This window comes from Salmonella sp. JXY0409-18, assembly GCF_020268625.1.
GTDB classification, from domain to species: Bacteria; Pseudomonadota; Gammaproteobacteria; order Enterobacterales; family Enterobacteriaceae; genus Salmonella; species Salmonella enterica.
The window spans coordinates 60,183-80,678 of the sequence record NZ_CP084216.1 but is presented as its reverse complement, the minus strand read 5'-3'; the positions used below and the strand labels follow the sequence as shown (position 1 = coordinate 80,678).

21 protein-coding genes are annotated in these 20,496 nt (G+C 51.4%); 6 read left to right on the top strand and 15 right to left on the bottom strand.

Going from position 1 to position 20,496, the window contains the following annotated elements; genetic code table 11:
* Positions 1-150: 150 nt before the first annotated feature.
* Positions 151-846 (bottom strand): MgtC family protein, encoded by a 696-nt coding sequence (locus tag LDB27_RS00390; RefSeq protein ID WP_000392700.1) that lies wholly within the window; start codon positions 844-846, stop codon positions 151-153.
* Positions 847-1,351: 505 nt separating this feature from the next.
* Between LDB27_RS00390 and LDB27_RS00385 the strand changes: the two genes are divergently transcribed.
* Positions 1,352-2,254, top strand: a complete 903-nt coding sequence (locus LDB27_RS00385; protein WP_000535970.1) for an EamA family transporter — start codon at positions 1,352-1,354, stop codon at positions 2,252-2,254.
* Positions 2,255-2,296: 42 nt separating this feature from the next.
* Here the strand turns inward: LDB27_RS00385 and LDB27_RS00380 are convergent, their stop codons facing one another.
* The 8 genes from LDB27_RS00380 to dagR all read right to left on the bottom strand — a co-directional run bounded on the left by LDB27_RS00380 (position 2,297) and on the right by dagR (position 10,995).
* Complete coding sequence (locus LDB27_RS00380) at positions 2,297-3,226, bottom strand: Rpn family recombination-promoting nuclease/putative transposase (protein WP_000749536.1); 930 nt, start codon at positions 3,224-3,226, stop codon at positions 2,297-2,299.
* A 235-nt stretch (positions 3,227-3,461) separates the two neighbouring features.
* On the bottom strand, positions 3,462-4,205 hold the full coding sequence (gene dagF / locus LDB27_RS00375; protein WP_001186156.1) for a 2-dehydro-3-deoxy-phosphogluconate aldolase: 744 nt from the start codon (positions 4,203-4,205) through the stop codon (positions 3,462-3,464).
* On the bottom strand, positions 4,192-5,301 hold the full coding sequence (dgaE, locus tag LDB27_RS00370) for a D-glucosaminate-6-phosphate ammonia lyase (protein ID WP_000188456.1): 1,110 nt from the start codon (positions 5,299-5,301) through the stop codon (positions 4,192-4,194). Before dgaE ends, dagF begins: the two co-directional genes overlap by 14 nt.
* Before the next feature lie 3 nt (positions 5,302-5,304).
* The gene (locus tag LDB27_RS00365; protein WP_001526325.1) at positions 5,305-6,165 is read right to left on the bottom strand and encodes a PTS system mannose/fructose/sorbose family transporter subunit IID; all 861 of its coding nucleotides are present in this window, start codon (positions 6,163-6,165) and stop codon (positions 5,305-5,307) included.
* Positions 6,162-6,911, bottom strand: a complete 750-nt coding sequence (locus LDB27_RS00360; protein WP_000380259.1) for a PTS mannose/fructose/sorbose/N-acetylgalactosamine transporter subunit IIC — start codon at positions 6,909-6,911, stop codon at positions 6,162-6,164. The genes LDB27_RS00365 and LDB27_RS00360 overlap by 4 nt, the downstream gene beginning before the upstream one ends.
* 145 nt (positions 6,912-7,056) lie before the next feature.
* A complete protein-coding gene (locus LDB27_RS00355; protein ID WP_001284298.1) occupies positions 7,057-7,542 on the bottom strand; it encodes a PTS system mannose/fructose/N-acetylgalactosamine-transporter subunit IIB in 486 nt (161 codons plus the stop codon).
* 10 nt (positions 7,543-7,552) lie between these two features.
* A complete protein-coding gene (locus tag LDB27_RS00350; protein ID WP_000214106.1) occupies positions 7,553-7,978 on the bottom strand; it encodes a PTS sugar transporter subunit IIA in 426 nt (141 codons plus the stop codon).
* 218 nt (positions 7,979-8,196) lie between these two features.
* Complete coding sequence (dagR, locus tag LDB27_RS00345) at positions 8,197-10,995, bottom strand: transcriptional regulator DagR (protein ID WP_001252680.1); 2,799 nt, start codon at positions 10,993-10,995, stop codon at positions 8,197-8,199.
* Positions 10,996-11,191: 196 nt separating this feature from the next.
* On the opposite strand from dagR, the gene LDB27_RS00340 reads away from it, so the two are divergent.
* Positions 11,192-11,485 (top strand): YicS family protein, encoded by a 294-nt coding sequence (locus tag LDB27_RS00340; protein WP_000824213.1) that lies wholly within the window; start codon positions 11,192-11,194, stop codon positions 11,483-11,485.
* 105 nt (positions 11,486-11,590) lie between these two features.
* Positions 11,591-12,973 (top strand): glycoside hydrolase family 1 protein, encoded by a 1,383-nt coding sequence (locus tag LDB27_RS00335; protein WP_001270480.1) that lies wholly within the window; start codon positions 11,591-11,593, stop codon positions 12,971-12,973.
* A 59-nt stretch (positions 12,974-13,032) separates the two neighbouring features.
* Here the strand turns inward: LDB27_RS00335 and nepI are convergent, their stop codons facing one another.
* Positions 13,033-14,226: a purine ribonucleoside efflux pump NepI gene (gene nepI / locus LDB27_RS00330; protein ID WP_001004800.1), complete on the bottom strand. Its 1,194-nt coding sequence runs from the start codon at positions 14,224-14,226 to the stop codon at positions 13,033-13,035.
* Between the two features lie 215 nt (positions 14,227-14,441).
* Between nepI and LDB27_RS00325 the strand changes: the two genes are divergently transcribed.
* From LDB27_RS00325 to LDB27_RS00315, 3 genes are all read left to right on the top strand, one after another.
* A complete protein-coding gene (locus LDB27_RS00325; RefSeq protein ID WP_001217953.1) occupies positions 14,442-14,801 on the top strand; it encodes a type II toxin-antitoxin system RelE/ParE family toxin in 360 nt (119 codons plus the stop codon).
* A complete protein-coding gene (locus LDB27_RS00320) occupies positions 14,785-15,108 on the top strand; it encodes a helix-turn-helix domain-containing protein (protein WP_001274842.1) in 324 nt (107 codons plus the stop codon). The genes LDB27_RS00325 and LDB27_RS00320 overlap by 17 nt, the downstream gene beginning before the upstream one ends.
* 184 nt (positions 15,109-15,292) lie before the next feature.
* Entirely contained in the window at positions 15,293-16,072 is a 780-nt protein-coding gene (locus LDB27_RS00315) for an LEM-3-like GIY-YIG domain-containing protein (protein WP_000353909.1), read from the top strand.
* Positions 16,073-16,099: 27 nt separating this feature from the next.
* Here the strand turns inward: LDB27_RS00315 and LDB27_RS00310 are convergent, their stop codons facing one another.
* The 5 genes from LDB27_RS00310 to LDB27_RS00290 form a co-directional block, all read right to left on the bottom strand.
* Positions 16,100-16,261 (bottom strand): hypothetical protein, encoded by a 162-nt coding sequence (locus LDB27_RS00310; RefSeq protein ID WP_000343619.1) that lies wholly within the window; start codon positions 16,259-16,261, stop codon positions 16,100-16,102.
* A 161-nt stretch (positions 16,262-16,422) separates the two neighbouring features.
* Positions 16,423-16,692 (bottom strand): HPr family phosphocarrier protein, encoded by a 270-nt coding sequence (locus LDB27_RS00305; protein ID WP_000621026.1) that lies wholly within the window; start codon positions 16,690-16,692, stop codon positions 16,423-16,425.
* A 9-nt stretch (positions 16,693-16,701) separates the two neighbouring features.
* Positions 16,702-17,562, bottom strand: coding sequence for a class II aldolase (locus LDB27_RS00300; RefSeq protein WP_001131798.1), 861 nt, complete (start codon positions 17,560-17,562; stop codon positions 16,702-16,704).
* Positions 17,563-17,624: 62 nt separating this feature from the next.
* Entirely contained in the window at positions 17,625-19,109 is a 1,485-nt protein-coding gene (locus LDB27_RS00295) for an FGGY-family carbohydrate kinase (RefSeq protein ID WP_001113554.1), read from the bottom strand.
* Positions 19,102-20,460 (bottom strand): PTS galactitol transporter subunit IIC, encoded by a 1,359-nt coding sequence (locus LDB27_RS00290; RefSeq protein WP_000997827.1) that lies wholly within the window; start codon positions 20,458-20,460, stop codon positions 19,102-19,104. The genes LDB27_RS00295 and LDB27_RS00290 overlap by 8 nt, the downstream gene beginning before the upstream one ends.
* Positions 20,461-20,496: the final 36 nt, after the last annotated feature.

Genomic DNA, 20,496 nt, shown 5'->3' with positions numbered 1-20,496 from the left:
TTGAAGGTGAATGCCCCGGGAGAATTATCTATGCATAAAAAAGGTTATTGCTTACTCACTATTTTGAGTGGGTTTTATTTTATCGACTCGGGAATATCCATCATTCCCTCCTTATACGCCTGGCGTAATGTTGCAATTGAATAAAAACTATTATTGACTATCAATGCTCCAGTGAATTGCGGTGATATTATCGTTATCACCTATTCTGGATATAATCAGTTCTCGCGTTTTACGATAATCAGCATGACCCACGAGCTCGGCACGGATTTCTTTATAGCCCTGTTCCTGAGCGGGGACCGAACCTAACCCTTGTAAACAGATCGCGGCCTCTTTTACGATATTCAGTAACCACTGACGAACCTCGCTCTCATCTTCTTTATTACAGGTTACTTTCAGGATATAACGTTTTTCTCCCTCGGCGGATACCGGGAGTTGATTTATACGCTGCGCCGCTTCACGCAGTAAAATATTGGCACAAAGAATAATGATCGTCGCCGCCAGCGCATTTTTGAACTGCCCTAAGCCGCATAACACGCCGATGCCCGCCGAACACCATAGCGTTGCCGCAGTGTTCAGCCCGCGCACATTCATCCCTTCGCGCATGATGACGCCCGCCCCCAGAAAGCCAATACCAGAGACAATCTGCGCCGCAATTCTCCCGGGGCTGTCTGGCGATGTCGTCATGGAGCTCAGAATAAAAACGGCGGCGCCTGTCGCCACCAGCGCATTAGTGCGTAATCCCGCCATACGTTGACGCCATTGTCTTTCCGCGCCAATCAGCGCGCCCAACAGCATAGCGGCCAGTAAATTCAAAATATAAGGAAACATTAACATACGTTCCTCCATTTTTTCTGGAAGAATAAGTACGTGCTATATTTAGCACACGACAAATCTCTGCCCTGAGGCAATTAGCGTCGTGTTAACGGCGGAGGAAATAAAGCGTGTTTAAACATGAACATGACGATTACCTCGCGACAATGCGCGTGTTGTAACATTATTGGGATGACAATCGTCACAAGGGGAGATTGCTGCCCACCGGTTCGGCAAGCAGCGCAGGAATAGCGTGCGTTAACTTGCCAGATGATTTACGTAAAAGTGACTGTCCAACATATTACTCCTGCATGAATTTGCGCTTATTATAGTCAGTCAATATGTTCTGTAAAGTGCAAAGGCGGGGATAGTGACGATTTGTTTAAGTTTGTTTGATATTTTCTATGACAAAAAAATGACAATATTATGTCAATAACAGGCTCGTCTGAAATCATTAAACAATAAATTCCTGCTTAATGCCGGCGATAGCTCTGTTATGATGCCTGCACGTAAAAAAATAAAACAACATGACGAGGAAAAAATGGGTTCCACCAGAAAAGGGATGCTAAACGTCCTGATTGCCGCCGTATTGTGGGGGAGTTCAGGCGTTTGCGCGCAGTACATCATGGAGCAAAGCCGTATGTCGTCACAGTTCCTGACGATGATACGTTTGTTATTCGCCGGGCTGATACTGGTGACCTTCTCCTTTATGCACGGCGATAAGATATTTTCGATTCTTAAAAACCGCAAAGATGCACTGAGTCTGCTGATTTTCTCCGTGGTGGGCGCGCTCACCGTTCAGCTAACCTTCCTGCTTACGATTGAAAAATCCAATGCCGCCACCGCGACAGTGCTGCAATTTTTATCGCCGACCATTATTGTGGCGTGGTTTGCATTAGCGCGAAGAACACGACCAGGCATTCTGGTCTTAACGGCCATTCTTACATCGCTTATCGGCACCTTTTTACTGGTGACTCACGGCAATCCAACATCGCTGTCGATCTCTTCAGGCGCGCTGTTCTGGGGTATCGCCTCCGCATTTGCCGCCGCCTTTTATACGACCTGGCCTTCCAGGCTAATCGCCCAATACGGCACACTGCCAGTGGTCGGCTGGAGTATGTCCTTTGGCGGCCTTATTCTGCTGCCCTTCTACGCTAAAGAAGGAACGCACTTTGCGGTGAGCGGCAGTCTGATTCTGGCCTTTTTCTACCTTGTGGTGATCGGTACGTCGCTGACGTTCAGCCTGTATTTGAAAGGCGCGCAACTGATTGGTGGCCCCAAGGCCAGCATTTTAAGCTGCGCGGAACCGTTAAGCAGCGCCCTGCTGTCGCTGCTGCTGTTGGGGATTAGTTTTACCTTGCCGGACTGGCTGGGCACGCTGCTCATTCTCTCGTCAGTGATTCTGATCTCCCTCGATTCCCGTCGACGCGCGCGGGCCGCTTAACGCCGTTGATAATCACGATGACCGGGCGGAAGAGGGAAAAGTTTAATGGCGCTTTGCCTTAATCTCTTCGTCAGAAAGCCCGGTAATCATCAGCACCATCTCTCGCTCGATCCCCTGTTCCAGCATCGTATGCGCAATACGCAAGGCCTCCTCCTGCTTACCTTGATGTATACCTTGTTGTACGCCTTCACGCTTACCTTTTCTGCGCCCCGATTCACGTATTCTGTCTACGATCGTCATTAATCTCTCCTTGTGTTGGGGAACACGACGCGCCACCTCGCGGATAAACTTGCCAAAACGAGGCGTGCTGCCATGCTGTATTAGCAAATAATTAAACAGCGCTTTTAGCTGACTGTCATTAGCGTTTCCCGTAATCAGAAGTACCGCTAAGCGCTCGACCAATCCCATCAGGTCGCGCTGACGTATATGCTTTTGTACCAGCTCCAGCATCGCGATACGTCGATGCTGCATAATCTCGTTATCCGGCACCACCGTAATGTCTACCAGTGGAAATGCCGTCGCATAAAGCTGACGCGCCAGTGCAGGATCGTCAAACTCATCCAGCCAGCAAAGCGAAAAGGGATACGGGCTTTTCGCGCCATGGTAAAACAGCATGGGAATCACCAGCGGTAACGTTTTATGGCCAGCATCCAGATGGCGCTGCATCGCGGCAGTCGCGTAACGCATTAACCGGAACGCCATATGCGCGTCCGGCGTACTCTGATGCTCTATAACGACATAGATATAACCGTCGCCTTCACACGTTTTTAGCGACCAAAGGACATCGGAATAAAACGCGCGTAAATTTTTCTCGATAAAACTGTCTGGCGCCAGTTTCAACGTCGTCAGATCGCAACGTATTCTTAGCGAATGGGGAAGATGAATATTGAGAAAATCCCGCGCGGTATCCGGATGGCGTAAAAACGTTTTGAATACCGCATCATGAGGCGTGGACGTGGGGCTTTTTTTCATGGCGATCCGTCACCTGAGGAATAAGATGACGCCACTGTACTCGCCAAAAATACAGACAGCATTCAGGAAAATTTACCCCTGCGAGGAGGCTCGAAAGGGAATCACTGACGGCTGCAATAGGTACATTTTTGCCCAGCCTGCTACGCATTATCGCCCGATAGCGTAACGCTAACCGGGCCTACAAATACACGTCATCTGTAGGCCAGGTAAACGCAGCGCTCTTCGGCGATAAATCTCACACCAGCGCTTTGACTATCTCCATCAACCGAATGATGTCTTCGGGGCGCGTATTGCCGGTTTGCGGATCGATAATCGAGCTGTAAACATGCGGCATGACGCGCGGCACGCCTGCTTCCAGGCAGGTTTGCAGGATAATACCGAAATTATCCAGTGAGATACCGCCGGTCGGCTCGATGAGCGTCATGCCGTGGCGGGCGGCGGTTGTCGCCAGCGCATAGAGTTCCGGTAACGACTTCTCGCCGCCCATCGGGAAAAACTTCGCCGCATGTGCGCCCATATCCTGCATCATGCGTACCGCCGCTTCACAGGAAACGCGGGCTGGCGTTCCCTGGCTGCTGCTGACGCCGGTAGAAATCACCACCTCGCCAGGCGTTCCCGTCGGGCTGACCAGGGCGTTAATATGTGTTTGCTCGCCGCCTGTCGCCGCCAGTGCGCCCGCTGCGAAGCCGCAGCCGGTAAAAGTCTGGTTAACATGCGCCGGGTGGACGGCGGCGGCAATCATCGCCGCTTTATAGAACTGCGCCGGATCGCCCGCGCCCAGGCCGACAGAAATTGACGGCACCTGCGCCATCCAGCGCTTAACCTCCTGCACACCCTCTTCCACGGTGGCAAACTGGGCGGAAAGCACGCCGATTACCGCATGGCCTTCGGCTGCGTCATAGATCTCCCTGGCGTTGGCGATATCTTTCGCCAGTACGTTAATCGCCACCCGCTGACGATAAAAATTAATCTGCTGCATGTTCTGCAATCTCCCTGAGTCGCGCCACAATCAATGCCATTTCCCCTTCGGCTACCGTGCGTGGATCGAGGCTAAAAACCCCCTGATGAAGCTGATATTTGCGGGCGTAAATCGCTATCTCACCGCCGCGCAACTGCGCTTCGACGTCCTGCGCATTCAGTCCCAATTCAGATGCGTTCACCCGCACACGAATACGCCAGATTGCACGCCCGGCCTCATCCTGTTCGATATCGGCATAAAGCCCGCGAATGGCGGAAATCGCTTCCGCGACCGGCTGTAACTGTGCTGCGGTCACGGTCGTCTGGCCCTGGTGGTAATTCTCCAGCGCATACACCAGCCCAACCATGTTTTCCTTGCCGATTTTCATTGCCCTGGCAATCCCCTGGTGCTGCGCTTTGCAGGCGGCAATCCACGTTTTCTTACCAGTGATAAAGCCGGAGGTTGGCGCATTAAAGGCTTTCGCCCCACTGTAGATAACCATATCCGCGCCGCTCGCCACCCAGCCGCGCAAATCCTCTTCCGCCGCGGCATCGACAATCAACGGCAGGTGGTTGGCCTGCGCCACCTGTACAAAATCGTCAATGCTCAACATGCCTTTCTGTACGCAATGGTGTGATTTCACATACAGTAGCGCGGCGGTCTTTTCGTTAATGGCGCTTTCCAGTTGCCAGCGGGCCGCCAGATTGCTCGACCCCACTTCCACTATGCGCCCGCCGCCAAGACGAATGGCGCTGGTGACTGGCGCGCCGTAGTCCACATTATGCCCGCGCAGCATCACCACCTCATTGGCCATACCGCTACTGTCCGGCATCAGGGCGACGCGCGCCCGATCGCCGTGGGTGATAGCGGCAGCGACGGCAATGGCAATACCCGCCGAGGCGCACGAGGTGATATAGCTATCTTCAGCACCCGTATAGCGCGATATCAGTTCGCCGGTTTTTTCCACCAGCGCGTCAATCTCGACGAAAGCGGAAGCCGCGCGCGCGGTGGCCTGCATGACCTCCGGCGCGACGCTTGAGACGCCCAGAATGGTCATTTTGCCGCAGGCGTTAATGACCTTTTTCAACCCCAGTTGTTGATAGATATTCGGCGTCATGATTTACAGCACTCCCAACAACGAACAGACTATGCTCAGTGCGACAATCGACAGTAAAATGGTGGTGTAGCGCGGCCCTTTTTTTACCAGATAGAAGTAGATGGCGAATACCGCCGCCAGTGGCAGTAAGCCCGGCGCGATAGAGTCGAGGATCTGCTGAACCACCACTTCAGATCCTTTCAAGGCGCTAATTTTTAACGGCGTGGTGATTTTGACGTAGCTGGCGGAAAGCGCGCCCATCATGATCAAACCCAGCACGTTGGCCCCGTAGATCAGTTCTTTGATTCGCCCCCCTTGCAGCAGGCCGATAATCGAATCACGCCCCAGCGTATACCCCTTGTGGACCATGCCGTAGCTGATCGCCAGGGTGATCGCCGGGTAGAGAATCAGCGGGATAATACCGCCCATCGCGCTGCCATTTGCCGCGAACGGAATAAAGATCGCTATCAGCAGCGGCATCACCGCCGCCCAGATAATCGAGTCGCCCATCCCGGCAAGCGGCCCCATCAGGCCAGTTTTAATGCCGGTGATAGACGAGTCGTTAATCGGCTCGCCGCGCGTTTTTTGTTCTTCCATGGCAATAGAGATGCCCTGAATCACCGCGCCGAAAGTCTGCTCGGAATTAAAGAAGTTAAGGTGGCGTTTTAGCGCTTCTACCTGCTCCTCTTTTTGCGGGTAGAGTTTTTTGATGATCGGCGTCATCGAGGCGCAGAAAATCAGGCTTTGTAAGCGCTCATAGGAGCTGGAAACCTCGGCGCCCAGCCAGTAGATAAACCAGGCTTTGGTGATGTCTGCTTTGGTCAGCGCCCCGCTTTCCCGCGCGCGCTCAACCAGTTCATGTTGCATTACGTCACTGCTCATCATGCTGCTCCTTCATTTTTCGCCAGGCCTTTAATCAGGAAGGCGACACAGGTGCCGAAGATGGCCATCGCCATGATGTCGACCTTGAGGTACAACACCGCGAAGAACCCGCCGATAAACCACGGCAACAGGCTCTTTTTACCGATCACCATAATGGTGATGGCAAAGCCCAGCGCCGGCAGAATGCCGCCCATGATTTCAAAGGAGTGGGTTAACCAGTGCGGCATCAGTTTAAGGAAACTTTCCACCACATCCTGGCCAAAGTAGTTAGCGGCAAAGACCACCGGGAAGCGCAGCACCAGCCCCAGCAATGCCGGGTAAAGAAAGGCGCAACGCATGATGCCCGCCATGTTTGCCGTTTCCGCGTGTTTATCCGCCATATGCACCCAGGCGGCGTTCAGCGTGCGCCTCAGCTGATCGAGAAACACGCCAATCACGCCAAACGGGATTGCCAGCGCGATCGCCAGGTTTGGGTCCATACCGGCCTTCACCGCGATAGGAATGGAGATACAGGCCGCCAGCGCCGGGTCCGACGGCACGTTGCCGCCCGGCGTTGAGGTCACGCCCAAATAAACGAGCTGCATCCCTGCGCCGATAATCATCGCGGTCTGCATGTTGCCAAGCAAAAGCCCGACAAATACCGCGATCACCACCGGTTGTAACAACATCGCGGAGAAGGTGTAGCCGAGGCGTAAACGGGCAAACCAGTAATACAACCCCATCAGGCTTGCAAAAAGTAAGGTATCCATAATGTTATCCTATACACTTCATCCTTCAGGCTGCCTCATTGTTGGCTGCCTTCGCTCACCCCAGTCACTTACTTTAGTAAGCTCCAGGGGATTCACTCAGTTGCCGCCTCGATGCATCCAGAATGATTTTGTGTCTATTAAAGGGTTAGAATTTTTTCAGGATATCGTCGAGCGGCTGCGGCTTATCTTCCGGGATGGTCTGGAAAAATACCTGAACGCCACGGTTTTTCAGGTCGTTAAGAATGCCGACGTCTTTTTCATCCAGCGTAATATTCTGAAAAACCGCCTTGCGGTTTGGCCCGCCGCCGAGACCGCCAACCTGAATGCGGGTAACGTCAAAGCCCAGTTGTATGGCGTTCTGCACCGCCGCCAGTGAGGGAAAAAGCACCAGCACGTTACCGTCGCCAAGCTGATTTTCTTTCCATGCGGCGGCAAAACTCTGGTTGCCGAAGCAATCCACTTTGATATTTGGCGGCGCGGCCATCAGGTAGATATTTTTCATAAACGGATCGGCATCCAGTTCATCACTCACAACGGCTATCCGGTTCGCCTGAGATTGTCCGACCCACTTCGTGACAACCTGCCCATGAATGAGACGGCTGTCGATGCGGCATAAAACGATATTGGCCATGATGTTTTCCTTAGAGTGATTGTTGTAGCTGACGTACATGGGCGACCACATCCAGGCAGCTACTGCGCCCGGCCTCAACTAACTCATCCACGCAGGCGGTTAGCATCCCTTGTTCGCGCCTGTCCAGCGCCTCCAGCAGTAGCGACGCATTCAGTCCGGCAATCACCGCCACCGGATAATCGGCGCTTAGTCGCGCCGCGACGTTGGACGTCGTGCCGCCGACAAAATCTGTCAGGATCAGCGAGCCCTCCGGCAGCGTTTTCACCACGGCCTCGACGCGTTGATAAAACTCGCCCAGCGTATCGACAGGCATTAGCGCGATTTCCGTCACGCCTTTAATTTCGCCCGTGACCATACGCAGGCTGTTGCAAAGCGGTTGTCCCCAGCCGCCATGCGTCAGCAGCAGGATGTGGGGCAACGGTTGTGTGGTAGTCAAAATGGCCTCCTGGCGCAATTACATGAGGACACCGGCATATATTGCCCGGTGGCACTGCGCTTACCGGGCCTACAGGACACTCCCGGTAGGCCGAATAAGGCGTTTACGCCGCTATCCGGCATAACGCATCATCAGAAGAGCAAAGGTTGTGCCAGAATTTGTGTCACGCGAGGAAGAAGAAAGGTCTGGCGAGGCGCGAAGCCCCGCCAGTAAAAGGATTAGCTATAGAGCAGTTCGTAGATATAAAAATATTCCGCATCCGATAAACGGATGGCGTAGGCGTCTTCGATCGGCAGAAAAGCGGATTTGATGACACTAAACGCGCGCGCGTCCAGATTCGGCTGACTTTCCAGCGCCATCTGTAACGGTTTTCGGTTAATCACAATACGCTCTACCATACAGCAGCAGTGGATCAGGAAGCGCAGTGTCACCTGGCGGCTTGGTTTCAGGGAAAGCGAAGACGTCAGATGGTTAAAAACGCCCTCCATCTCTTTCAGAATACGCTGCGGGTTAAGCACGGAAATATGGTTGATGATGCTCTCCATCGTTAGCGCGCTGATAAAGCGCATCGCGCTGCGCTCCATCTCCAGACGGCGTTCAGCGTTGGACAGATCGGGCGTTAACAGGCTCAACACCAGTTCCGGCCCTTGTTCGGAGAAAAGCTCTTCCAGCGAAATAAACGGAATATCCGGCAGCCCCGGCTGGAAAGTGCCGACAATCCCCGCCAGCCGCTCGCTGGCATTCAATGCCTGCTGAACGCGCTCCAGACTACGTACCTCGTTATAATCAAGGATCACCATCCTGGTGTCCTGCGACATCAGTTCGCCAAAGCTCTCCTCCAGCACCTTTTTGATTTTTTCCGCCGTTCCCATGCCGGTAATACAGGAGATGACCAGCACTTTGCCGCCGTTCTCCTGCTGCGGCGTACAAAGCTGGCAGGGGATATTTTTACTCTGCAGGAGCGCCGTCAGCTGTAGTAAATCGCTGGTTTCATAGCTTAAATCCAGCCCGACTTCCAGCAGACTGGTCAGCGTGATGTTCGGCATGAGCAAAACATCTATCTGGAATAACTTACTGATCGTACTGCCGAAATGGATCAATGAACCGATGTCCACCAACAGGATAAGCCGCCGATATTGGCGGGTTTGAATCATTTGGGTCAGCGTTTCCAGCGTGTCATGCACCGACTGTTCAAACGGCATGTCGATGGCGCTGAACAGCTCGCGCTCCAGCACGCGGTTGACATATTGCGCCTGACTGGTGGCGGTGGTCGCGCCGTGAGCGATCAAAATGACCCCGCAGTCGGGGCTGGCATCGATGCGCTGACGATAATGGCGGCACTCTTTCAGGAACAGGCATAGCCAGACCACTTCCGTCGCCGGACACTGAATATGCAGCAGTTCGTTGATTTTCCGACACAGCAGCGCGGCGTTGTCATATTCGTCTTTGCAGCGATCCAGGATCAAACTGGAAGAGTAAAGCTGCGGGATCAGGCCACGCTGCACGTAGCCTATCAGCGCCAGGAAGTGTTTACGCAGTGGGTTAACCAGATTTTCCGGCAGCGAAAAGCCCAACACCTGCTCTACGCAGCCAATCAGCAGCGTCACGCGCTCTTCAATCTGGTCGCCATAGCGCGGCGGATGCGCCACGCTGTCGCGGCTGTAGAGACCGTATTCAAAAATCGAGCTGAGTTTATTTTTCAGGATCGCCAGCGTCTCCGCCGGGGGGACGTTACTGTTGCGCAAATTAACATATTCGCGCGTCAGGAAGCTGTAAAAGAGGTCGCTCTCTTCAATTTCCGCCCCGGTCGCCAGCGACGTCTTCAATGCGGGCAGCGTGCGCGCGTCTATATTTAGCCGCGCTTTACCGTCAAACAGAGTATCCACCAATAGACGCTGTTCCGGCGTCGGGTTAACCGACATCTCCGCCAGCCGTTTATCCAGCTGTAGCGTGTCGTTATGCTCGGTCATTCCCGATGCCCACGCCTGAGCGCAAAGAAACTGAATATCGCTTTTTAGCTGACCGATATTGCCTTCCAGGGGTTTATTCAGCAACCAGAGCAACAACGGTTTATCAATGCTGACCGTGCGTTCTATTTTGCGGCTTTCCCGCTGTAAGAACCCCACGATCAGTTCGATCTGTTCTTCAACGGAGCGCTGGCGAATGCCCGGCAAATCAATGCATACCTGAATACGCCGCTGGAAAGTACGTAACAGCGCCGACCCGACCGGCTCGGTAGTGGCGCAAATCAGGCGTACCGAAATTGATCGCGGCTGGCTGCTCACGCCGAGCGGACGGTACTCGCCTTTATCCAGAATAGAGAACAGCTTTTCCTGCCCTTCATAAGACAGACGGTGCACCTCGTCCAGCAGCAGATAACCACCGTCCGCCTGCTCCACGAGGCCTGTTTTATGTTCATTCGCGCCGGTAAATGCCCCCTGCCGATGACCAAACAGATGAGAGGAGAGCAGTTCCGGGTTATGGGCGTATTCCGCGCAGTTAAAGTAGACCAGCGGCGGGATAACGCCGCTCGCCTGTTCACAGGCGAAACGGTGCATCAGTTCCGCAAAAAAGGTTTTACCGACGCCGGACGGCCCGGTAAGCAGAACGTGTAAACCGTGCGGATAGAGTACCGCCGCACGGCCTTTTTCTACCGCATCACGCAGGCTACGATCGTAACCAATCAGGCTGGTAAACGGATCGTCGGGCGCGTAATGCTCTTCATGCGGTAGCACATCCGCCACCGTTCGCACCTCGCGTTCAGACTCTTCCAGCTGTCGTCCCAGCAACGTTTCCAGCGCCTGGCGATGCAGAAAATAGACCGGGCGGCCACGGCTTTTGATTGCCAGGCCGTCATTCCATAACTGATTGAGATCTTTGCTGACGGAGTTACGCGCCAGCCCAAGATTGAAACCTATCGCCTCCGCCGTAAACGCCGTCTCCTGCGCCAAATCGGCAAGACATAGCCCGCGCGTCAGCCGTTCCAGCTCTCCCAGTACGATCTCAATACGTCTCATTACACTACCGCTTACGAAATAAAAGAGTAGTCAGAACATACACTATTCTGCCACGCAAGAAAGTGAAGGCGCAGCGAGAAACCGCCTTCCCACTTTTGCCTGACTTCAACGCCAACGGATAACACGCCCCGATGAGTGAACGTCGCACGGTCTACACTTACTCTTGAAAAAGTGCAAACCGATAAGGATACCGTTTATGAAACGAAAAACGCTTCTGCTTATTGCCGCGCTTGTCGCGCTACCGGGCGTCACGTATGCCGACTCTCCGTTTAGCTCACTCCAGTCGGCGCATGAAAAAACCACGATTTTAAAGGATTTGCGCAAAATGTGTACGCCCAAAGGCGCGCTAACCGATGAAGCCTGGGAGAAAAAAATCATGGCGAGCGAGGGGAACCAGCAGCATATTCGGGAGGCGATGATCGCGATAGAGCGCAACAATCAGCATAACTACTGGCAGGCTCTCGGCAAGGTGGAATGCCCGGAGATGTAGCACACCTTTTCCGTTTTTTGGTCGCGAAAATGCGGACTGTAACCGGTTTCTGTTCGCCAAAATCGCGTATTCTGGAGCGAATTTACGCGATCAAGGAGTACGACAATGCGATACCGTTTTCCCGATAACTTCTGGTGGGGCAGCGCCTGCTCAGCGTTGCAAACCGAAGGGGATAGTCTGAATGGCGGTAAAAGCCAGACCACGTGGGATGTGTGGTTCGAGCGCCAGCCGGGTCGTTTTCATCAGGGCATCGGTCCAGCAGAAACCTCAACGTTCTATCGCCACTGGAAGCAAGACATCGCGCTACTGAAACAGTTAAAACATAACAGTTTTCGCACCTCGCTAAGCTGGGCGCGGCTCATTCCAGACGGCGTAGGCGAGGTGAATCCACAAGCGGTGAGCTTCTACAATCACGTCATCGACGAGCTACTGGCGCAGGGCATCACGCCGTTTATTACGCTGTTCCATTTTGATATGCCGATGGTCATGCAGGAGAAAGGCGGCTGGGAAAATCGCGACGTCGTAGAGGCGTTTGGTCGGTACGCGCAAACGTGTTTTACCTTGTTTGGCGACCGCGTGAAGCACTGGTTTACCTTTAACGAGCCGATTGTGCCGGTGGAAGGCGGCTATTTGTACGACTTCCACTATCCCAATGTGGTGGATTTTAAACGTGCAGCCACCGTGGCGTACCATACCGTGCTGGCGCACTCGACCGCCGTGCGCGCCTGGCGCGCCGGGCGCTACGACGGTGAAATCGGCGTAGTGCTGAATCTGACGCCGTCCTACCCACGCTCGCAGCATCCCGCCGATGTACAAGCCGCGCATCATGCGGATCTGTTATTCAACCGCAGTTTTCTTGACCCGGTATTAAAGGGAGAATACCCGGCGGACTTGGTGGCGCTGCTGAAAACCTATGACCAGTTGCCTGCCTGTCAGCCAGGCGATCGTCAGCTTATTACCGACGGCAAAATCGATTTACTGGGGATTAACTATTATCAGCCGCGCCGCGTGAAATGCCGTGATACGGCGGTGAATCCGCAAGCGCCGTTTATGCCGGAGTGGTTATTTGACTATTACGACATGCCGGGGCGCAAGATGAACCCTTACCGCGGCTGGGAAATTTACGCGCCAGGAATTTACGACATCATCACCAACCTGCGGGATAATTACGGCAATCCGCGCTGTTTTATCTCCGAAAACGGGATAGGCGTTGAGAACGAGCAGCGTTTTGTGCAAGCGGGACAGATTCACGATGATTACCGGATTGACTTTATTTCTGAGCATCTTAAATGGCTGCATAAAGGCATTAGCGAGGGCTGTCACTGTCTTGGCTACCACATGTGGACCTTTATCGATAACTGGTCATGGCTGAACGGCTATAAAAATCGCTATGGTTTTGTACAACTGGATTTAGCCACCCAAACGCGCACGGTGAAAAAAAGCGGAGAATGGTTTGCCGCCACCGCAGAGCATAACGGTTTTGATTAAGCGTTTATTATTGCCGGATGACGACTAACGTCGTATCCGGCCTACAAATGGCAGCAATATCAACTCATTGGCGTAATACGGACTTTCGCCGCCACGACTAACGCCGTCAACAGCATCAGACCGCCGGAAAGCGCCAGCGGCGAAAGCAGCCCGAAATTGTCGAGCGCATAACCGCCCACCGCCGCGCCACAGGTATTTGCCAGTTGAATCACCGCGACCTGGATGGAACCGGCTTTTTCCGCCTGATCGGCAAGGGAACGAGTGATCCACGTTGACCATCCCACCGGCACCAGCGCAAACGCCAGCCCCCAGATAATCGCTATGACCGCCGCCACGGTTTTGTCGCTTCCCCACACAATGAGCGTCAGCGCGCTCAGCGCCAGTAGCAGCGGCGCACCGGCCAGCGCCAGTTTTACCGAACGTTTCAGGACATAAGATGAGAAAGAAGTACCAACGAAGCTGGCAATACCAAAACTTAGCAACACCAGCGTCAGACCATCAACGTCAAAGCCCGCCAGATTCATATAGACCGGGCGAATATAGGTAAAGAAAGCGAACTGCCCGGCAAAAGACATAAAGATGGCGATCATCCCGGCCATCACGCCAGGGCGTTGCAACAGGCTAAACATATTCTGTTTCTGGTGAGAAGGTTCGCCCGGCAGCGACGGCAGTGATTTCACCACCCAGATGACGCACAGTACGCCCATCACCGCAGCGGCGTTAAAGACATTACGCCAGCCAATAATACCGCCCAAAAAACTGCCCAGCGGCGCGGCGATCACTAACGCGATGGAAACCGCGCCAAAAATCACCGACAGCGCTTTCGGCACGGTACGCGCGGGAACCAGTCGCATGGTCAGCGACGCCGACATCGCCCAGAATCCGCCCAGCGCCAACCCAAGACAGGCGCGGCCCAGCAATAGCAGCGTAAAGCTGTTGGCAAAGGAGACCATCAGACAAGAAGCCGTCAGCAAAACGGCGAACAGAATAACGATATAACGCCTGTCGGTCGCCTGAATAATCTGGGTAATGAACAGGCTGGAAAACATCGCGACAAATGCCGTAACGGTGACCGACTGACCGGCGACGCCCTCGGAGATCCCCAGATCCTGCGCCATCGGCGTCAACAGACTAACGGGCAAAAACTCAACGGTAATCAGGCAGGCGACACAAAACGCTACGGCAAAAACGGCTGACCAGTTAGGCCTGGCAACCCCATCAGCGCGGAATTTTTCTGCGATATTTTCATTCATTGTGGTTACCTGCGTCGTTTTAGTGCGGAAAATTCATGCAGTGTAACATTACAAAATGTGATCTGATTAACGTTTTAGCAACTGACATTGTTGCGCTGCATTTTGCGAGGCTGGTCGAGCGTTGAGAATTAACTTCTCTCGCTGCGTGCAAAACCAAAAGGTAAGACATAGTGTATCACCTGGTGCTATACTTTAGATTACAGGATGTCAACCTGATGCGAATCTTCAAAACCAGGTGGTTTAACAGAGAAGCGAAGTCCCACACGATAAAAGATGACGAGTTAAGCGAGGCCATCAACGCCGTACTGCAAGGAAAAGCAGATAATCTTGGCGGCGGAGTTTATAAAAAACGTCTCAATCAAAATCGCGATCGCGCAATCGTGTTGGCAAAGGGAGGCGAGCATTGGTTTTACACCTTCCTGTATGCCAAACAGGATATGGCCAACATTAGCTATCGCGAACTCGCGGGTTTCCGTGAGTTAGCAAAACACTATGCTTGCCTGACCGAAGATCAGATAACGGCACTCATTAATAACAAAGAACTGGTAGAGGTGCGCCATGTCAGCAAAAACTAAATTCAAAAGCCCTGCCTTTGAAGCGATTCATAGCGCGGCATCTGGATTATTTAGCGTGGATGCCATTCCCCAGGAGACAATGCGCAGTTTTGACACGGCCTGCTTAAGCAGCATCAAAGATCTGCAGCCACTTGAAATAAAAGCGTTACGAGAAGAACTCAACGTTAGCCAGTCGGTTTTCGCTCGCTACCTGAATACCAGCGTATCAACGGTTCAAAAGTGGGAAAGCGGCGCCAAGCGTCCCAGCGGGATGTCACTGAAACTACTTAATGTTGTCCAAAAACACGGGCTAAAGGTGCTGGTATGAGGGTTTTACCGATGGTCTGTTAAGGCTAAGTCGGATGTCTGGGGTTGGGCAAAGTTAAAATGTCCGCTAAGCGCCAACAACAGACGCTGCTCACTTTATCAATCATCGGGAAAGATTAATGAGTACTATAAGTTGTTAATCGACAGTATCATGGTTTTATGAATCAATTGATAGGCGTTATGACATGGATATTAATGAGTTTCCACCGGGAGTAATGGAACACCTTGGCTGGTATGTGTATCGATTAATTGATCCCAGGGACGGAAGTACCTTCTACGTGGGGAAGGGAAAAGGCAATCGTGTATTTGCTCATATGCGCGGTGAGGTTGCAGCAGTGGATGATGATGAGTTACTTAGTAACAAGCTCAAGCAACTTCGAGAGATAAGATTAGCTGGTCTTGAGGTCATTCATGTTATTCACCGACACGGTATAGCTGATGAAAAGACCGCTTACGAGGTTGAAGCCGCCCTTATAGACGCCTACCCCGGTTTAACTAATATCATGAACGGTGCTGGCAGTAATGAATATGGCGCTGCACACATCAAAGAGTTAATCGCCACGTACCAACCTGAAACAATTGTATTCCAACATAAAGCCCTGATGATCTCTGTTAACAGAAGTTCAAAAGATGTGGACCTTTATGATGCCGTACGTTTTAGCTGGCGGGTCAGCGTTGAGCGTGCCCGTAAGGCTGAAGTTATATTGGCTACAGTGAAGGGAATCGTAAGGGGTGTATATGTCGCTGATGAGTGGCTCAAATCTACCCGTGAGAATTTCCCAGAGATATCCTCATGGGATGAAGACGAGGAGTTTGAAGCTACTCAAAATTCCCGCTTTGGATTTCGAGGAAAAGTAGCGCCACCTGCGATAGCACAGCTTTATCTCGGTAAAAAGATTCCAGAGGATCTTAGAAAGAAAGGTGCGATGTCACCTGTGAGATATTCTCCTGGTTTCGATTCCTAAAGAGTCTGTCAGTAATTCTGTATAACTTTAAAGGTGATCGCTCAGGTGGTCACCTAACTTGAGAATAAAACGACTCACCGCCAGTTTTGGATCGGCATACTCCATTTTTTCGAACGTAGCAACAATTTCGCGCGGGGTCATCCCTTTAGTCAGTTCCGCCGCAAGGGCTTTGAGTTTCTTTTCGTCCATAATTTGCCTGTCCCGTTGTTGAAATGAGCACTTCAACAACGGGTAATTAAACAAATTTAATAACAGTCTCAGACGGGATTGTTTTCCGGGTGGAGACGATTCATACGATAATGAGTGCAGGAAGCCTCTACAACTTCCTGCGCTGTTTGACGGGAATTGCACTATACTGACTCACCAAAGCCATCAGCAAATGCAGATTTTAATTCATCCATAAAAGCCAGTTCATCCTGTCCATCACAAATTAAATCAATCATTGTGTTTCCCTTTACGCCAGCCCCCAAAATACTCATCATTCCTTTAATGGGAATTTCTTTGTCATTATTAACTAGCGTTAATGAAGACTGGTATTTTTTGACAATTTTCGCAAGCGTAGCGGCTGGCCGCGCATGAAGCCCCGTACTGTTCATAACGCGTACTTTTTGTCTAATCATATATTTTCCTTAAGAGACTTTGCGGAATGCTGAGTGATTTTTATTCATCATCTTAATTTTAGAATAAACATCATCCTCAACTGCCTGTTTTGCGTTCGCCATGACACGCGCCAGATTAGCCTCGTTGTTATTATTTACCCAAGCCTTACCAACAGTAGTAATAAAGGCTTTGCGCAAATCACTCGCAATATTCACTTTGGCTACTTTGTAATTAACAAAGCTGCGAAGAATATCCGCGTCAATACCAGAACCTCCATGAATAACCAAAGGTACCGGACTGACAGACGCGATGCGTTGTAATAGCGGGATATCAATGCGTGGGATATCTTCAAGACCATGTACATTACCAATTGACACTGCCAGCATGTCGCACCCTGTCTCCTCAACAAAGCGCTGAACCTTCTCAGGTTCAGTTTTGCAGTCAGCCTCGCTGACATGATCATCTTCCTTACCCAGAATAGCGCCTAATTCCGCTTCGACGGGAACACCAAATGATTTACAGAAATCGACGGCTTCTCGGGTAAATGCAATATTTTCTTCGAACGGTAGCGCCGCGCCATCAATCATTACTGAGGTAAATCCGGCCCGGACAGCCTGCTTAACATCTTCCAGAGTTTTCCCATGATCCAGATGCAGGCTGACAGGAATATCCATTTTATCGGCATGTCGCTTAACTATTTCATAAATGTAATCGTAACCTGAAAGCTGTGCATTAGTAGGAGCAATTTGAATAAAATTGGGCAATCCGGAACGTTCTATTGCATTAAGAATGGAAATTGTTGTCTCCAGGTTCGTTGTATTAAATGCACCCGCAAGGACATGTTTTTCCTGAATACAATTGAGCAGGATCCTACCATTGACTAAAGGCATATTAACTCCAGATATTTATGTGAGCAGTGTAAGTAAATTATCGAACTATTGAGTTATCACAGTTATTCACCAATAAGCGCCCCTTCTTGCCGCAGTTTAAATTGATAAAATGACAGCCATTGCTGCTGATATATTTTCAACTTTGCAGAACGAACCGCGTCAGGAAAATATCGCTCAGCCACAGGAACAGTCGGGGGGACAACATTCGGACAGGCTATCAACAATGCTCCAAGGGAGACGGTTTCATCAAAAGCAATGGCCTCAATTGGACACTGGAGGATGTCAGCCTTCAACTGGAGCCAGTATGGGTTTTTCACCGCAGGGCCAATGACTTTTACTGTCCTGCCCGCCGGGATATTAAAGCACCCGTGACAGTGTGCAAACTCCATCGCCAGGCCAATAAAGACACTCTCAAGCAGAGACTCCGGAGGAAGTGAATCCGTCAGACCAAAAAGCAGGCCACGGGTGTGCCGATTTTTATTTGGCGAACCCGAGCCCCGCAAATGAGGAATAAATACCGGCACATGCTCGACAGACCAGGAAGGTTTGAGGTATTGCTCCATGGCTTTTTCCAGGCCTGTGCTTATTTCCTTATCAGTTAAACGAAAGGTTTTTTTCACCCATTCAAGCGCATAACCGCCGACAGGCAGAGAAGCGAAAAGCGTGAAAAATTCACCATCGGAGTAACAACCATTTGCCAGCTTATCCCTGCGAGCCTGCACATCAAGCGTTGGTTGTGTATTCAGCAGTAAAATACCCTCTGTCGTGCCAGTAGAATTCAGCACATCGCCCGGTTGCAGCTGTAATGCGCGGGCACCGACCATATGATCGTGCCCGGCCAGGGTAACTTTTACCTCATGAGAGAAGCCCAATTCCTCTCTAAGCGTTGCCGTCACCCATCCGGCCACTTCACCTGGCTTTATCAACGGAGCCAGTACACCGAACGGTATGCCGAGAATCCCGGCAGCATTACGAGACCAGGTACGGCGAGCAATGTCCAGACACAACGTTCTACTGGCCAGGGATATTTCCGTCTTTTTCGCACCTGTCATTCGCCACAACAACACTTCTGGTGCATGTAACCAGCAGATATCTTTTCTTTCATGCAAGGAGTAGTTATCAAGCAACCATCTCATTTTAAATGCTGAGTAATTACTGTGAGGTGGCAATCCCGTTATAGAATACAGTTCTTCAGCCTCTGCCTTGCTTAATGACGAGAGATAAGATTCACCACGTCGATCATACCAGGCCAGCATCGGGGTAAGAATGACGCCCTCCTTATCCACAAAGACACCAGACTCACCGAAACTCGCAATACTGATATTTTTTACCGGAAACGGTACTGAAGCCACCAGTTCAGCCATTACCAGTCGCAGTGCCTGCCACAGCGCTTCGACATCGAAATCTACCTCGCCTTTGTCCGACGATATTATTGGCGTCGGAAACTTGCGGACTTCCAGAACTGACACGTCATGACAGGAATAACAGCTGACTTTGCAGTTAGTTGTGCCAATGTCAATGACAAGCGCTGCGTGGTAATCAGGCATAGACCGTTCCTTTTGTCAGGCGAAAAACACCATAAATAATCAGCGCAAGCACAGGAATCAGCCCGATAGCAATAATATTTCCGTTGAATATTTCAAGCAGCCAGAAACGGAAGGGGTTACCGCCATCAAGGAAGCTTGATACCTGACCACTTGACCCCTCAGCCATTTTGAAATTGACATCCTTAGCCATACTGGTAATAAATGGCGCAATTTTGGTCGCAATCCACAAGTCGGCGACAATAACAGGAATTGCGGTTATCACAGCCCGGAAAATATTGCCACGACATGCCAGTACAATCATGGAAGCCATGACTGCCAGGTTCGCAAGGTCTCCGAGTGGCAGGACTTTATTGCCAGGAAGAAGGAATGCAATAAAGACAGAGATGGGTGTCAGAATCAGTGCTGTAGATATAATGGCTGGGTTACCTACTGCTACCGCGATATCCAGTCCGATAAAGAGATCATCACGGCCAGGATATTTGGCATTCAAATATTTCTTAATGGCTTCAGACAGAGGTAATAAACCTTCCATCAAAATTCGTACCATACGCGGAAGAATGAACATGACACCGCCAATGCTGATCCCCAGCAATAGGATATGTTTAAAGTCATACCCGGCAATGATGCCCAACAAGACCCCCAGAATAGTACCCACCATCATAGGCTCACCGAAGATTCCCATTTTTTTCTGAACGTTTTCCGGATCAATATGAATACGGTTAACGCCAGGGATTTTGTCGATAATTTTGTCGAACAGCAATCCAATCGGAAAGAAGACGACAGATGACAGGGTCGGAAGTGAAATACCTTCCAGACCGAAGTACTTTGCCACTAATGGCGCAGACCAGTCCGCCAGTTTGAGAACCACGATCGCGGCAATAGCGGCTGCGGACAGACCCAAAACAAAACTCCCTGTGCTGTAGTAAACCAGCGTTCCAGCCAGGGCAAAGTGCCAGTAGTTCCACATGTCGACATCAACAGTACGTGTCTTATTCAGAGCCAGCATGGCGACATTAATCAGCATCGTCAGCGGAATGACAAAGGGTGCGATTGGTGAGCCCCAGGTAATTGCGGCCAACGGTGGCCAGCCTAAATCGACCACAGGCAGACTAATACCAGTTCGCTCAACCATTGCCTGTGCAGCCGGGCCTACGTTGCTGGTAAGTATGTCAAAGATGGCATAAATTCCGACAAACCCTATTCCGACAATTAACGATGAGCGAAGTGCTTTAGCGGGTTTTACTTTGAAGAACAATGCCAGGAAAAAAAGGACCAGCGGCAATAAAACCGTTGGGCCAAATCCCAGGACATATTGCACAACGGTATAGAGAGTATGTGCTATATCATTCATATCCGACCTCTTATTCAGATGTGACCAGACCTCGCG

What these genes read in the sequence shown, in the direction of transcription:
- dagR (WP_001252680.1), bottom strand. Translation starts at nt 10,995, where the DNA reads ATGAGACGTATTGAGATCGTACTGGGAGAGCTGGAACGGCTGACGCGC.
- dgaE (WP_000188456.1), bottom strand. Translation starts at nt 5,301, where the DNA reads ATGACGCCGAATATCTATCAACAACTGGGGTTGAAAAAGGTCATTAAC.
- LDB27_RS00355 (WP_001284298.1), bottom strand. Translation starts at nt 7,542, where the DNA reads ATGGCCAATATCGTTTTATGCCGCATCGACAGCCGTCTCATTCATGGG.
- LDB27_RS00290 (WP_000997827.1), bottom strand. Translation starts at nt 20,460, where the DNA reads ATGAATGATATAGCACATACTCTCTATACCGTTGTGCAATATGTCCTG.
- LDB27_RS00320 (WP_001274842.1), top strand. Translation starts at nt 14,785, where the DNA reads ATGTCAGCAAAAACTAAATTCAAAAGCCCTGCCTTTGAAGCGATTCAT.
- LDB27_RS00295 (WP_001113554.1), bottom strand. Translation starts at nt 19,109, where the DNA reads ATGCCTGATTACCACGCAGCGCTTGTCATTGACATTGGCACAACTAAC.
- LDB27_RS00315 (WP_000353909.1), top strand. Translation starts at nt 15,293, where the DNA reads ATGGATATTAATGAGTTTCCACCGGGAGTAATGGAACACCTTGGCTGG.
- nepI (WP_001004800.1), bottom strand. Translation starts at nt 14,226, where the DNA reads ATGAATGAAAATATCGCAGAAAAATTCCGCGCTGATGGGGTTGCCAGG.
- LDB27_RS00310 (WP_000343619.1), bottom strand. Translation starts at nt 16,261, where the DNA reads ATGGACGAAAAGAAACTCAAAGCCCTTGCGGCGGAACTGACTAAAGGG.
- LDB27_RS00300 (WP_001131798.1), bottom strand. Translation starts at nt 17,562, where the DNA reads ATGCCTTTAGTCAATGGTAGGATCCTGCTCAATTGTATTCAGGAAAAA.
- LDB27_RS00360 (WP_000380259.1), bottom strand. Translation starts at nt 6,911, where the DNA reads ATGGATACCTTACTTTTTGCAAGCCTGATGGGGTTGTATTACTGGTTT.
- LDB27_RS00340 (WP_000824213.1), top strand. Translation starts at nt 11,192, where the DNA reads ATGAAACGAAAAACGCTTCTGCTTATTGCCGCGCTTGTCGCGCTACCG.
- LDB27_RS00385 (WP_000535970.1), top strand. Translation starts at nt 1,352, where the DNA reads ATGGGTTCCACCAGAAAAGGGATGCTAAACGTCCTGATTGCCGCCGTA.
- LDB27_RS00335 (WP_001270480.1), top strand. Translation starts at nt 11,591, where the DNA reads ATGCGATACCGTTTTCCCGATAACTTCTGGTGGGGCAGCGCCTGCTCA.
- LDB27_RS00325 (WP_001217953.1), top strand. Translation starts at nt 14,442, where the DNA reads ATGCGAATCTTCAAAACCAGGTGGTTTAACAGAGAAGCGAAGTCCCAC.
- dagF (WP_001186156.1), bottom strand. Translation starts at nt 4,205, where the DNA reads ATGCAGCAGATTAATTTTTATCGTCAGCGGGTGGCGATTAACGTACTG.
- LDB27_RS00380 (WP_000749536.1), bottom strand. Translation starts at nt 3,226, where the DNA reads ATGAAAAAAAGCCCCACGTCCACGCCTCATGATGCGGTATTCAAAACG.
- LDB27_RS00365 (WP_001526325.1), bottom strand. Translation starts at nt 6,165, where the DNA reads ATGATGAGCAGTGACGTAATGCAACATGAACTGGTTGAGCGCGCGCGG.
- LDB27_RS00305 (WP_000621026.1), bottom strand. Translation starts at nt 16,692, where the DNA reads ATGATTAGACAAAAAGTACGCGTTATGAACAGTACGGGGCTTCATGCG.
- LDB27_RS00390 (WP_000392700.1), bottom strand. Translation starts at nt 846, where the DNA reads ATGGAGGAACGTATGTTAATGTTTCCTTATATTTTGAATTTACTGGCC.